The 12,671-nt window shown below is 61.6% G+C and carries 11 protein-coding genes and 2 pseudogenes; 5 read left to right on the forward strand and 8 right to left on the reverse strand.

The genetic code is table 11. The features are described 5' to 3' along the window. Positions 1-17: 17 nt before the first annotated feature. Both VNX23_RS18655 and VNX23_RS18660 read left to right on the forward strand, forming a co-directional pair. The gene (locus VNX23_RS18655; protein ID WP_325632393.1) at positions 18-644 is read left to right on the forward strand and encodes a carboxymuconolactone decarboxylase family protein; all 627 of its coding nucleotides are present in this window, start codon (positions 18-20) and stop codon (positions 642-644) included. A gap of 60 nt (positions 645-704) precedes the next feature. Further along, the gene (locus VNX23_RS18660) at positions 705-2,081 is read left to right on the forward strand and encodes an LLM class flavin-dependent oxidoreductase (protein ID WP_325632395.1); all 1,377 of its coding nucleotides are present in this window, start codon (positions 705-707) and stop codon (positions 2,079-2,081) included. A 132-nt stretch (positions 2,082-2,213) separates the two neighbouring features. Here the strand turns inward: VNX23_RS18660 and VNX23_RS18665 are convergent, their stop codons facing one another. From VNX23_RS18665 to VNX23_RS18680, 4 genes and pseudogenes are all read right to left on the reverse strand, one after another. Then, positions 2,214-2,741, reverse strand: coding sequence for a hypothetical protein (locus VNX23_RS18665; protein WP_325632396.1), 528 nt, complete (start codon positions 2,739-2,741; stop codon positions 2,214-2,216). 207 nt (positions 2,742-2,948) lie between these two features. After that, positions 2,949-4,610, reverse strand: coding sequence for a thiamine pyrophosphate-binding protein (locus tag VNX23_RS18670; protein WP_325632398.1), 1,662 nt, complete (start codon positions 4,608-4,610; stop codon positions 2,949-2,951). A 121-nt stretch (positions 4,611-4,731) separates the two neighbouring features. Further along, positions 4,732-5,211 (reverse strand): GFA family protein, encoded by a 480-nt coding sequence (locus VNX23_RS18675; protein ID WP_325632400.1) that lies wholly within the window; start codon positions 5,209-5,211, stop codon positions 4,732-4,734. Between the two features lie 145 nt (positions 5,212-5,356). Beyond that, a pseudogene (locus tag VNX23_RS18680) lies at positions 5,357-6,098 on the reverse strand (hypothetical protein). Positions 6,099-6,414: 316 nt separating this feature from the next. Between VNX23_RS18680 and VNX23_RS18685 the strand changes: the two are divergent. Next, positions 6,415-6,807, forward strand: a pseudogene (locus VNX23_RS18685) (alkene reductase); the annotation flags it as partial. A gap of 825 nt (positions 6,808-7,632) precedes the next feature. Here the strand turns inward: VNX23_RS18685 and VNX23_RS18690 are convergent. The 4 genes from VNX23_RS18690 to VNX23_RS18705 all read right to left on the reverse strand — a co-directional run bounded on the left by VNX23_RS18690 (position 7,633) and on the right by VNX23_RS18705 (position 10,791). Further along, a complete protein-coding gene (locus VNX23_RS18690) occupies positions 7,633-7,839 on the reverse strand; it encodes a hypothetical protein (protein ID WP_325632402.1) in 207 nt (68 codons plus the stop codon). Between the two features lie 114 nt (positions 7,840-7,953). After that, positions 7,954-8,367, reverse strand: coding sequence for a Rieske (2Fe-2S) protein (locus VNX23_RS18695; RefSeq protein WP_325632404.1), 414 nt, complete (start codon positions 8,365-8,367; stop codon positions 7,954-7,956). A 232-nt stretch (positions 8,368-8,599) separates the two neighbouring features. After that, complete coding sequence (locus tag VNX23_RS18700) at positions 8,600-9,712, reverse strand: amidohydrolase family protein (protein ID WP_325632406.1); 1,113 nt, start codon at positions 9,710-9,712, stop codon at positions 8,600-8,602. 17 nt (positions 9,713-9,729) lie between these two features. Further along, on the reverse strand, positions 9,730-10,791 hold the full coding sequence (locus tag VNX23_RS18705; RefSeq protein WP_325632408.1) for an amidohydrolase family protein: 1,062 nt from the start codon (positions 10,789-10,791) through the stop codon (positions 9,730-9,732). A 449-nt stretch (positions 10,792-11,240) separates the two neighbouring features. On the opposite strand from VNX23_RS18705, the gene VNX23_RS18710 reads away from it, so the two are divergent. Together VNX23_RS18710 and VNX23_RS18715 are read left to right on the forward strand one after the other, a co-directional pair. Next, positions 11,241-11,561 carry a hypothetical protein gene (locus VNX23_RS18710; protein ID WP_325632410.1) on the forward strand — a complete coding sequence of 107 codons (321 nt, stop codon included), beginning with the start codon at positions 11,241-11,243 and terminating at the stop codon, positions 11,559-11,561. Between the two features lie 169 nt (positions 11,562-11,730). Beyond that, a complete protein-coding gene (locus tag VNX23_RS18715) occupies positions 11,731-12,408 on the forward strand; it encodes an alpha/beta hydrolase (protein WP_325632411.1) in 678 nt (225 codons plus the stop codon). Positions 12,409-12,671: the final 263 nt, after the last annotated feature.

Raw genomic sequence — 12,671 nt, forward strand, 5'->3', positions numbered from 1 at the left:
GAGAAAGGGAGAACACCATGAAAACCGTCCTGCGCGTCTCGGCCATCAGCATGCTGTTGGCCGGCTCCGCTTTGGCGTTGACCGGCGAACGGATGCCGGAAATTGCGCTCGACAAAATGTCTGCCGCTCAGCGCAGTGTCGCCGATGTGATCATGTCGGGGCCGCGCAAATCGATCGGTGGTCCCTTCAACGCATGGCTGCGCAGCCCGGAACTGGCCGATCGCCTGCAAAAGGTCGGCGAATATGTCAGGTTCAATACGTCGCTCGACAAACGCATCAACGAGATGGCGATCCTGATGACGGCGCAAGCGTGGGGCTCGCAATATGAATGGTATGCGCATGAGCCGCTGGCGCTCAAGGCTGGACTCGATCCGGCCATCGTTGCGGCGATCGGAGCCGGCCGAAAGCCCGACAACATGAAGGACGACGAGGCGATCGTCTGGGAGTTTACCACGCAGCTGCGGCGCGATCATGGTGTTGACGATGCGATCTATGCCAGCGCGCTGGAAAAGTTCGGTGAAAATGGAATCATCGATCTCATCGCGGTCAACGGATACTACGACGTGGTTTCGATGACGCTAAACGTCGCGCATGTGAAGCCGCCGGCAGACGCGCAATTGCCCTTCCAGCAGGCCGGCCGTTAATTTGTCCTTCGATCGTCGCACGGCGCTGTGCCGCGTGACGCGCTGTCGAAAGATCCCGCCATGAAAAAAGAAATCCGGCTCAACGCCTTTGCGATGAACTGCGTCGCGCATCAATCGCCGGGGCTGTGGACCCATCCGCGCGACCGTACCGCCGGTTATAACCGCCTGCCGTACTGGATCGACCTGGCAAGAACGCTGGAACGTGGCCGCTTCGACGGGCTTTTTCTGGCTGACGTGCTCGGCGTCTACGACGTGTTCGGCGGCAGCCCGGACGCGGCGCTGCGCAACGCGGCACAGACGCCGGCCAACGATCCGCTGCTGGTGATCCCGGCGATGGCCGCCGTCACCGAAAATCTCGGTTTTGGCGTGACCTCCAACCTGTCCTATGAGCCGCCCTATACGTTCGCGCGGCGGATGTCGACGCTAGACCATCTCACCGAAGGACGCATCGGCTGGAACGTCGTGACCGGGTATCTCGACAGCGCCGCGAAGGCTGCCGGCAAGGACAGACAGACCGCGCATGACGACCGCTATGACGTCGCCGACGAATATATGGAAGTCGTCTACAAGCTCTGGGAAGGAAGCTGGGACAACGATGCGGCGGTGCGCGATCGCGCACGCGGCGTCTTCGCCGATCCCTCAAAGGTGCACCGCGTGCTGCACCAGGGCAAGAACTACCGCCTCGATGCCATTCACCTGTCCGAGCCGTCGCCGCAACGCACCCCCGTGCTGTATCAGGCCGGCACCTCGCCCCGTGGCCGCCAGTTCGCCGCAGAGCATGCCGAATGCGTTTTCATGTCAGGGCCATCGGCGAAGATCATCGCGCCGCGGGTCGCGGGCATTCGCGAACTCGCCGCGAAGACCGGACGCGACGGGCGTGAAATTTTGATGTTTTCCATGTTCACCGTCGTTCTCGGCCGCACCGAAGCCGAGGCCAGAGCCAAATACGAAGACTACCGCAGCCATGTCAGCGCGGAAGGCGCTCTCACGCTGATGTCGGGCTGGACCGGAGTTGATTTCTCGACCTACGACCTCGATCAGCAAGTTCGCCATGTCGAGAACGATGCCGGCCGCAGCGCGATGGACAACGTCACCCGCGCCGATCCGGACCGGGTCTGGACCGTGCGCGAGGTGGCGCAGCATGTCGGCATTGGCGGCATCGGACCGGTCGTGGTCGGCACGCCCGAACAGGTGGCCGACGCGATCGAAGCCTGGTTCGACCAGACCGACGTCGACGGATTGAATGTGCCGTTTGCGGTTTCGCCCGGCGATTTTGAGGATATCGCCGACATGCTGGTGCCGGAGCTGACGCGGCGCGGACGTTACAAACCGGCGTACCAAAAGGGCACGTTGCGCGAAAAACTGTTCGGCGCCGGCCGCGCGCGGCTTGAGGCGCCTCATCCGGCGGTGAGGTATCGGCCGAGGGCTGCGGAGTAAGCAGTAGGGTCTCATTGCGAGATGGACTTGGGTGTAGACGTCCGGGTTCATCGATCGTGTGACATCGGCTCGATTTAGGTTTCCTTGCCTTCCGCCGGCTTTGTCACACTCTTGCCAGACACATGATCCGCTTCACCTGATGACGGTGACCGTGGAAAGGACCTTGTCGCAAAGCTCCGTCCATTCGGGCGGCCCATTGACGATAGCAATCGTCAGTATGTCCGTTTCATTGAGCGGCACATAGGTCGCGTTGTCCGGCACATATCCGCGATGGATTGCCGTCGTTCCACCAAGGCTAGTGACGCTTTCCGAGGCGTTGAGCGGCCGATGCGCCAATGCCTCGTACCATTGCTGAACGGGGAGACGCTGAGGATTGATGCCTCTCTGTATCACGAAAAGCATATTCCTGACGGTAATTTTTCCGTCCGTGACAGTTTGGCCTCTCAAACTTACATCTTCTATGGCCTTGCAATCCCCATTGGTGCAACGCGTTCCCGTCGGCAGGTCAAGTTTTAGCTTGTCGGGATACTTAAACTCATACTCACCGGATGCGTTGCGGTAGATTTGCCAGCCGGCTGTATCGGAGTCACTTGTCTGCGCCGCGAGAGCGGCCGGCGCGAGCAAAAAAGCGATCGCGGTGATAACTATCGATCCTCTCATGTCATCCTCTCGCACGAAGGCTGTGCATATCCCGACTGATGCGGAACAACGAACCGCAATTAACTAACAAGCAATTAAAGATGACGCGCCTCATTCGTTCGCTATTGTGAATTTAGCCGAACTTTCAGTGCCGGCGCCGGCGCGCGCGGAGCCTGTCATCGGGCGCGATTTCGCGCGACCCGTTGGGACCATTTCGGAATGACAGCGCTATACATTCCCGTCGACCACGACTTCGATCAGTTTCGTGCCAGGGCGCTTGAACGCGGAAGCAAGTTCAGCCTGCAAATCCTTCGGCTTCGTGATCCGGATCGCTTCCAACCCGAGCGATCTGGCGATGCCGGTGAAGTCGACCGAGGGATCGGCAAAATCCATGCCGACGTAATTGTCATCGCCATGGAAGGAGAGCAGCCGCTGCTTGATGATGCGGTAACCGCCATTGTTGGCGATCACCACGTTGAGCGGCAGCTTGTGATGCGCCGCGGTCCACAGCGCCTGGATCGAATACATCGCGCTGCCGTCGCCTGAAAAACAAACCACCGGCCGGCCGGGATTGGCGAGGCTGACGCCCACCGACGCTGGCAGTCCCCAGCCGATGCCGCCTGAGGCGAGCGCATGATAACCATAGCGCTCGCGATGTGGGCGGAGCGCAAGCATCGGACGCGAGGAAGTCAGTCCCTCGTCGACGAGAATGGCGTTTGCCGGCATCGTCTCGACGATCTGCAGGGTGAGATAATCCGGATCGATTGGCGCGCGATCCCTCGCTTTGGAAATCTGTTCGACCAAGCCCGCGCGTCTCGCGGTCCAGTTCTTCGAGGCGAGCGAGGTGACCCCTTCTCTGGCGCGCGCTTCCAACGCCGCACCGCCCTTGGACTTCAGCGCGGGGACCAACGCGCGTAAAGTTTCCCTGACGTCGGCCTTCAGCGCGATCTCCGCGCCGAAATTTTTTGCCAGATCCCAGTCGACCAGACCCACCTGCACGATCGGCATCCCGTCAGGCAGCGGCTCGACCTCGCTGTGCACCGACATCCGAAGAGGGTCCGCGCCGAGCACGATCAACAGATCGTAAGCCGAAAGCACCTCGCGCACCTGTGTCTGCGAGCGCGACAGCGCGCCCATGAAGCACGGGCTTTCGGACAAAAAATGCGCGCCATAAGGCGCTGACTGCTGATAGGCCGGACAACCGAGCGTTTGCGCCAGCGCAGCCGCTTCCTGTAACGCGTCGCTTTTGACGATCTCGTCGCCTGCAATGATGACCGGTCGCTCGGCCTTGAGGATTCGCGACACCAGTGACTGCAGCGCCTCGTCGGACGGCTTGACGCGGGTATCGACCCGGGTCGAGCGGCCGAGCTCGATACCGGCCTCGGAATTGAGAATATCGCCCGGCAGAGAGATGAACACCGGCCCCGTCGGCGGCGTGGTCGCGACCTTGGCGGCGCGGCGCACGATCCGCGGCAAGTCCTCCAGCCGCGTCACCTCGACCGCCCATTTCACCAGCGGCTCGGCCATTCGCAGCAGCGGGCCGTAAAGCAAGGGCTCCATCAGGCCGTGGCCCTGCTCCTGTTGGCCTGCGGTCAGGATCATCGGCGTACCCGTGAACTGCGCGTTATAGAGCGAGCCCATCGCATTGCCGAGGCCAGGCGCGACATGGACATTGCAGGCAACCAGGCGGCCCGAGGCGCGGGAAAAACCATCGGCGATGGCGACGACGAGGCTCTCCTGCATCGCCATCACATAAGTCAGATCGGGATGATCCTTCAGCGCATGCATGATCGGCAGCTCGGTGGTGCCGGGATTGCCGAACAGATGGGTGATGCCCTCGTCCTTCAAAAGCGCGAGGAAGGCGGAGCGCCCGGTTATGCGATTCTTCATGTTTCCTCCCGCCCGACGGCGATTCCAAAAGCCATCGTGCTATCGCATGATGATCAAAGTTGACGGTGCGATGCAAGGAAGGGTGCTCATGGCAGCCTTGCACGGCGACAACCGCCGCCGATCAAAACATGCCGTCGCGATCCCCACGTTTCCTCGTCTTCGAGCGCTGCCAGACGATGCCTGGAAAGCCCTTCAGCGGCACCAGCTTCTCGCCGGTATAGGCCCATTCCTGCAGCTCTTCGATCGCCACGTGATAGAGCGGCTGCCGGCCGGTACGGCTGGAAAAAAGCGCGCGCGGAATGTTGACCATGTGTGGCGATCGCGAGCGCGCGTAGAGGAGCGGCGTGCCGCAATTTTTGCAGAAGCTGCGCGTGGCCTTCGCAGGCCTGTCCTCGAAATGCGCGATGTCCGCTTCCCCGCGCACAATACGGAAGCGCTTGCGCCAGCTTCCGACATAGGTCGCGTAGGCCGCGCCATGGGCCTGCCTGCTTGAGGCCGAATGATCGTGCCAGGCCCAGCGAGCCGGAACATCGATCTCGAACGAGATGCTTCCGCACAGGCATTGGCCTTGGGCTATTCCTGCTGCCGGTGATTTTGCCATTGGCGACCTCGCGCAGTCATGAAGGCACTCGGTTGTCATTCCGGGATGGTGCGTTAGCACCAGACCTCAGATGCGCAATTGCGCATCGGGGAATCTCGGGATTCCGGTTTCGATGCTTTGCATCGCCCCGGAATGACGATGACTGTCAAGCCGGCGCCAGCCCGTCGTAACTCGCGTAATCGGTGTAACCCGTCGCCTCGCCGCCGTAGAAGGTTGCGCGGTTATACGGCGTCAGCGGAAAGCCGTGCCGCAGGCGGCGCGGCAGATCCGGATTGGAAATGAAGATGCGACCGAACGCGATGGCATTGGCGTGACCCTGGGCGATCGCGGCTTCCGCCGCCTCTCCGGTGAATCCGCCGGCCGAGATCAGGACGCCGCGCCAGATGGGACGGAAAAGCACCATCGCCGACGGCACGTTCTGATGGTTGACTTCGGCGCGCCCCCGTTTCGTAAGGCACGACCTTTCCATCGGCCGTCATCGCCAGCATCCCCTTGCCCGTGATCGGCACCGCGGAGGGTGCAACCGGCAGCGCCCCGCCCGGCTGGAACGATGAATGCGAGACGCGGCGCACGTGCCAGAGCTGGAGGAAGATCAACCCGCCTTTGGCGTGCACCGCATCGACCACGCCCCGCCATCCCCTGACCTGCTCATCGGAATAGATGCCGGGCGTTGCGGGATTGCCCCGCCCCGTCACCATGACGGGCGAGGCCTCGGCGATGATCAGGCCGCCCGGCGTGGCGCGCTGTCCGTAATATTCCGCATTGAGCGGGCGCGGCGCGAAGCTCGAGCGGTCGGCGCGCATCCGCGTCAACGGCGCCATCACGACACGATGCTGCAACCGGTAAGGGCCGACATTGAGCGGCGAAAACAGATGCGGAAAGTTCATCCCTGCCCCGAACGTCCTGATGAGCTCCGATTTGTAGCCGGTTCGCGTCGTTCACAAAAGGCCGGCGGGCGGCAGGGCAGCCCTTCGATGTCATTCCCGCGAACGCGCGGACGACCGCTTGAGAATCGCACGTTCGCACGCAATTGAACCGTCACCGATTCAAATCTCAAACGGCCATGCTCTGCCGCTGCGCCACCGAACGCATCGCCCTCCGCCCTGCTGTCACCCTCCCCTGGAGGGGGAGGGTCGATCGCGAATGAGCGATCGGGGTGGGGTGATCATGCACCGCGCACCCCACCCCGTCTCACATTTCGCCTCGCCGCGTGCGCTTGAGACTGGCGAAGTAGAGGACATTGTGGAAGCGTTTCGCCAGGCTGCCGGCAATGCGAAAGAGGCCGGATTCGATGGCGTCGAGATCCACGGCGCCAACGGCTATCTGCTCGAACAATTCCTGCAATCGCACACCAATCTGCGCACCGATCGATACGGCGGTTCAATCGAAAACCGCGCGCGGCTGCTCATGGAAATCACGCGAGCCTCGGTCGAAATATGGGGCGCTGAGCGCGTCGGCGTGCGATTGTCGCCATACGGCGTTGCCAACGGCAGCGGCGAGGTCGATCCGATGCCGCTTTATACTTACGTCATCAAGACGCTCGACAAGCTCGGCCTTGCGTACCTGCATTTCATCGAGCCGCGATCGAGCGGGGCGCTCATGTGAGCCGACCCTCCCCCTCCAGGGGAGGGTAAAGAAGAGTTCGCGTCTTACGCGGGCTCCTCTGACCATCCCGGAATAACGCTGCGATTCAAGACGCGGCTCCGCCTTCCCGCGACGCGAAAGACGCCCGGGGCTTGCAAGCCGCGTGACCCTCCAATGAAGAGGGCGCAGGGAATGCCGGGCGCGACGTGCACACCCGCAGCCTCGCGTGGAGGTGAAAAAACCACACGAGTAAGTACACCACAGGTACGCCGAAACGATCCGGCACTCCCTGCGCGAATGGTTTTAACGGTTTCCTTCGTGGTCTCCCCGGAGAGCCGGGCTTGTTGTCTCCGTCGCCTGCGGAATTCACCGCAAACTTGATACCAGCGTCGGGGTATCAGGACGCCACGACTTCGCCGTCCACGAGATGCGCCCTCGTCAGAAGCGCAGCCCGCGTCCATCGCATCCCGCGCTCTACGTTCGTGACGATCGCGAAACGCCCCTCGATAGGAGGCGGAACGGCGGAGGTCTAAATTTGATTTGGGTGAAACGCGAAGCGAAATATTTTCGCGAAGGGGACTGGACAGGTAGAAACAGATTGAAACGGTTCAATAAATCGGTTTTTTCGGGAAATCCGCCTAGTGCGGTGAATTTGAAGTTCCTATCAGTCTTGCTGCAACCTAATCATAGGAACTTCAAATTCAAAACCCGCACTAGAAAACACCAGGTTGCTAGTGCTCCTTATGATTCCGAAGTTCGCATCAGACGGCGCCGCGATAGCTTGCGAACTTCGGAATCGGAGCACTAGAGCCCGGATCAAGCGCACGGGCCGTATTTTCACAGCGTCTCTTGCCTGTGGCCGCATTTCTTGCAGGCGAATTTCACCCGCGTGACGCCTCTTTCGGCGGAGACGCGGTTTGGCGCGCCGCATTTGCCGCAGGTCGCCTCGATGCGCGTGTCGCCCTGCTTCACGACGAGCGCCTTGCGCGCCATGGTCTCACGAATCAGGCGCTCGGCCTCTTCACGCATCAACTGCTTCGACATCCGATCCGCACCTGCCTGTTGAAAGTTGAGAGGCTTATAGCACGTCGATAGAGTATTGCGAGTGACCTCGCCAGCATTGCACCCCTCCGCAACCGAATGGGGGCGACCAAATGATCACGTCTCGACGATGATGTAGCTGTCCTCGATGTGGACCAGAAAGGTTTCGGCCACATAGGGACCCTTGGCGAGCGTTTCGCCGTCCTCGATGACAACCGGATAGGTTCTGACCTTGACGCGCTTCGGATCGAACCAGGATTGCCCGTTGCGCATGTCGAACTCCCATCCATGCCAGGCGCAGCGGAGCAATTCGCCCACCCGCGAGCGCTGATAGACGCCGGGCTCTGGCGAAGTCAGGCGCGCGACGCAAGCCGCCTTGTCCAACGGCGCGCCGGCGTGCGGGCAGCGATTGAGAAGCGCGAAAAACTCGCCGTTGACGTGGAACACGACGATGTCGCGGCGATCGAGCGTGACCACCTTGTTGCCGCCGGGCGGAATTTCCGTGGTGCGGGCGACAATGTGACGGGCCATGTGACTCCCAACTGCTTCGACCAGATGACGTTGCCGACCTTACCTCTCCCGACGGGAGTGGTCGATTTGCTCCTGGCGATGCCAACGGGTCGCGCGACCGCGCGCCCGATGACAGGCTCCGCATCGTCCAATGCAAATCGGGTGAGGGGTTAAGGTCTCTCGAGAGAGCTGCGTCCCCTCACCCGGCGCCTCGCGCCGACCTCTCCCCGCTGGGGAGAGGTGAAAACGCGCCTCACAATTTGTAAAGCGCGCGCGCATTGGCGTTGAAGATTTTCAGCCGCTCCGCCTCGGTGAGCGGCGTCCTGAAGGCAGAACGCGGATCGTCGAAATCCCAGTGCGGATAATCCGACGAGAACAACAGGCGATCGAGGCCGACCCATTCGATCAGGGAACGCAGATGCCTTGCCTCGTCCGGCTCGTCGATGGGCTGGGTCGTAAACCAGAAATGCTCTCGCACATATTCGGACGGACGACGCGTCAGATGCGGAACCTCGGCGCGGAAGCGTTCGAAATGCCGGTCCATTCGCCACATCGTCGACGATATCCAGCCGAAGCCGCCTTCGATGAACACGATCTTGAGACGCGGGAAACGCTCTGGCACGCCTTCGAGAATCAAGCTCGTCAGCGTTGCCGCCATGGTATGCGCATTCGACTGGTGCTCTTCGGCATAGTAGGACGGCCAGCCGCCGCCGGTCGGCGCGTGGCCGCCATAGCCGCCGACGTGAATGCCAAGCGGGAGGCCAAGCTCCTGCGCACACGCATAGATCGGCCAGTAGCGATGGCGGCCGAGCGGCTCATTGGCCCGCGGCGACACGTTGATCTGCACATATTGGCCGATGCTGGCGCAGCGCTTCATCTCGGCGACGGCCGCCTCGGCATCGTCCTGACCGACGAGGATCGCCGCTTTCAGCCGCGGCTCCCGGCTGGTCCAGTGCGCAAGCTGCCATTCGTTGACGGCGCGCTGGATCGCAGCACCGAAATCGAGATTCTGCTGCGAGAAGATGAACATATCGAGCACCTGCAGCAGGCCGAACTCGATGTCGAGCGGATCGAGATGTTGCTTGCGCATGAAGTCGAGGTCGGAGCCCGGCGGTCCACCGGTCGGCGGCCACGCATCGCGGCGGGCGATCAGCGGCGAAGACCTCGGATAGGGCGTGGTGCCGATATAGGGCGTGCGCAGATGATCGCCAAAAGTCTTCAGATGCTCCTGCCATCGCCTGGCAAGAAACGGGTTGAGGTCGCTTCGCGCGTGCAGGCTCGGATGGATATCGCAATCGATGATCCTGAGCCGGCTCTTTGCAGACGTCTCCTGCTCGAGCATGGGGCGGTCGATGACATCACTCATGCGATCCTCCTCGAAGATCAAGCGGCAAGCGAAAGCCGCGGAAAGGTTTCAAGCGGATTGTCGGCACACATGCGCGATACGATGCTTGGCGGCAGATGCGGCGGTATCGCATCGTCGCCGTCGAATTGCCAGTGCGGATAATCGGATGAGAACAGGAACATCCTGTCCGAACCGATCATGTCGATGATGTCGGCAACACCAGCCGCATCGGGCGGGCTGTCGAACGGCTGCGTGGTCAGGCGAATGTGGTCGCGCATGATCGATGCCGGCTCGCGGTCGACCCAGGGCACCTCGACGCGGACGCCGCGCCAGGTCTTGTTGGCGCGCCACATGAAGGCCGGCAGCCAGGTGACGCCGGATTCCATCAGCACCACCTTCAGGTCGGGGAATTTCACGAACACGCCTTCGTAAATCAGACTGAGCACCTGGGCCTGAAACGCCTGCGCCTCGGCGAGATAATATTCATATCGATAGGACGGCCAGCCGACCGAACTCGGCGCGTAGCGGTACTGGCTGCCGGCGTGGATCGCGATCGGCAGTCGGTGTTTCTCGGCTGCCTGCCAGACCGGCCAGTAATGCCGCCTTCCGAGCAGGTTCTCGCCTTGCGCCAGCACCAGAACCGAGACGAACCTGTTGTCACCGGCACGACGTTCGATTTCCTCGATCGCCAGGTCTGGCGCCTGCAAGGGGATCGCGATCGAGGCGCGCAGACGGCAATCGCGCGCCAGCCATTCCTTTTCAATCCAGTCATTGATCGCCTTGCAGAAGGCGGCGGCCATGTAGGGATCATAGACGGCCTGCGCGCCATACAGCACGTTGCAGATCGCGTGGCTCGCCCCGAGCTGATCGAACGCCCCGCGTTGCACCATCGCCAGATCGCTGCCGGGCTTGCCGGCGGCCGGCCGCCAATCGGGGCGAGCGGACAGCGGCATGTTCGGCGGATAGCTGGCGAGATCGAGACCATCGATGGCCCGGCTCACCACCTGCTCCTTCCAGTGATCGTCGAGGTAAGGCAATAGCGTGGTGCGCGTCCCGCCAACGGCGGGATGGATATCGCAATCGATCCGCGTGGCCACCATGTCGTTTCCTGAAAGGTCGCCGTTATCGTTCTTGGCGGTCTTGGATCATGATGCGATTAAGTGGAATCGCATCATGATCTCATCTCCTTATTCGAGCATGATCTTTCGGAAAACCGGTTTCCACTTTGCGCTAACGCGGCCCTTCGGGTCCGGATCATGCTCTAGACCGCGCGCTTTGCAAACAAATGTGCCGTTCGCGAAGCTTCAGCGCAAGATGAGGTTGTGCAGAGTGACCCTGCCAAAAGACTGGTTCACGCCCTCGGTCGGACCTTGTCGGAGTCCGCCGTGCGGGAGGGAACCGGTAATGACCGCCCCCGCGCGCATTTTGGCGCAAAGCGGCCTCCAAGTGGTAGCCGGGAGCTGCTGGCACAGTCGCGAATGACCCAAACTGGGCATTCGGCGCTATATTTTGGGGCGCGAGCACTTGAAGGAAATTGGAGGATTCAGCAATGGATGTATGGGGATTGATCCTTAGCGGATTTGGAGCTGTGCTGATAGCAACGGGCCAGGATATCGTCGCGGGAGTGACCGACAGATGGCTGCGCGCCCATGAAGCCACTTTGGGTTCGCTTGTTGGCCACGGTGACACGGATCGGATCAGCGGTGTAGATGATCAAATGGACCACGCGGTTCAAAAAAACCGAACGCTATCTCGCATGGGCTGGTCGATGTTTGTCGCCGGCATCGTTCTACAGATCATTCCGCATTTTCGGCAAGACGGATGGCACGCGCTGTGTGAGCCGTTGCTCAATTTGTGCCCGGCAAAGTAGGCAAGTTCGCTGCGGGTGCCGGACGTCCGCGCGGCCGCCGCTTCGCACACGCCGAATAAATACCTGATGACGGTTCCCGATCGTCCGGTCCGATACCACATGAACGTCGATCCGAACGCATCCAGTGCGCGGAAGTCAACCCACCTTCGTCCAACCAAGGGAGACTAGCATGGCAAAACCAAGCATCGTTTTCGCACATGGCCTCTGGGCCGATGGATCATGCTTCGGCAAGCTGATCCCGACGCTCCAAGCCGAGGGCCACGAGGTGATGGCAAGCCAGCACGGCCTCGATTCACTCGCGACCGATGTCGCCGCCGTGAAAGCGTGTCTTGCTCGCGTCCATGGCCCCACGATCCTCGTCGGCCACTCTTATGGCGGCACGCTGATCACGCACGCCGGGACCGATACGCGGGTGGCCGGGCTCGTCTATATCGCGGCCCTCGCGCCGGATGCCGACGAAACCTCTCAGAGCCTGCTTGGCAAGTTTCCGACGTCCCCCGTGTTCGGCCATCTCGATGTACCGGAAGGGCGCATCTGGCTCAAACAAAGCGGCGTCAAACACTTCGCGGGAGATCTGCCCGAGGCGGAACAAAAGCTGGTGTATGCGACGCAGGCGGCGCCGGTGGCAGACCTCTTCAACCAAAAGGTCGAGGGCACAGCGTGGAACGCCAAGCCGAGCTGGTATGTCCTCGCCACCCAGGACCAGACGGTTCCCCCCGATCTGCAACGCTTTGTCTCCAAGCGCATGAAGGCCACCACGACCGAAGTCGCGTCTTCGCACGTCCCCATGTTGTCGAAGCCGGATGTGGTGCTCGATGTCATCCGCAAGGCCGCCAGCGCGGTGTGAATGTCCTGACACCAATAGGCAGGCGTGCCGCAAGGGGAGACCGTCGCAAGGCGGTGGCGAGAAACAACCGGCGCGTTTGACGCGCCGGTCCAGTACCCGGTCTAGACATTTTCGGCGGGTTAAACCCCCTTGTAAGTCGAAAGTCCGTTCGTCTGGTATTGTAGACGGTGCGGTGACGGACGGGAGTCCGCAGACCCCAAGGTCGTTGCAGACCGTGGGTGAGACAGGTGCCCCGTCCGTCAGTCCATCGAACCCGAACAGTC

The organism is Bradyrhizobium sp., assembly GCF_035570375.1.
Taxonomy (GTDB): Bacteria; Pseudomonadota; Alphaproteobacteria; order Rhizobiales; family Xanthobacteraceae; genus Bradyrhizobium.

Coding starts and splice junctions, on each gene's coding strand:
- VNX23_RS18665 (WP_325632396.1), bottom strand. CDS start 2,741: ATGAGAGGATCGATAGTTATCACCGCGATCGCTTTTTTGCTCGCGCCG.
- VNX23_RS18675 (WP_325632400.1), bottom strand. CDS start 5,211: ATGGCAAAATCACCGGCAGCAGGAATAGCCCAAGGCCAATGCCTGTGC.
- VNX23_RS18655 (WP_325632393.1), top strand. CDS start 18: ATGAAAACCGTCCTGCGCGTCTCGGCCATCAGCATGCTGTTGGCCGGC.
- VNX23_RS18660 (WP_325632395.1), top strand. CDS start 705: ATGAAAAAAGAAATCCGGCTCAACGCCTTTGCGATGAACTGCGTCGCG.
- VNX23_RS18695 (WP_325632404.1), bottom strand. CDS start 8,367: ATGGCCCGTCACATTGTCGCCCGCACCACGGAAATTCCGCCCGGCGGC.
- VNX23_RS18700 (WP_325632406.1), bottom strand. CDS start 9,712: ATGAGTGATGTCATCGACCGCCCCATGCTCGAGCAGGAGACGTCTGCA.
- VNX23_RS18690 (WP_325632402.1), bottom strand. CDS start 7,839: ATGTCGAAGCAGTTGATGCGTGAAGAGGCCGAGCGCCTGATTCGTGAG.
- VNX23_RS18715 (WP_325632411.1), top strand. CDS start 11,731: ATGGCAAAACCAAGCATCGTTTTCGCACATGGCCTCTGGGCCGATGGA.
- VNX23_RS18705 (WP_325632408.1), bottom strand. CDS start 10,791: ATGGTGGCCACGCGGATCGATTGCGATATCCATCCCGCCGTTGGCGGG.
- VNX23_RS18710 (WP_325632410.1), top strand. CDS start 11,241: ATGGATGTATGGGGATTGATCCTTAGCGGATTTGGAGCTGTGCTGATA.
- VNX23_RS18670 (WP_325632398.1), bottom strand. CDS start 4,610: ATGAAGAATCGCATAACCGGGCGCTCCGCCTTCCTCGCGCTTTTGAAG.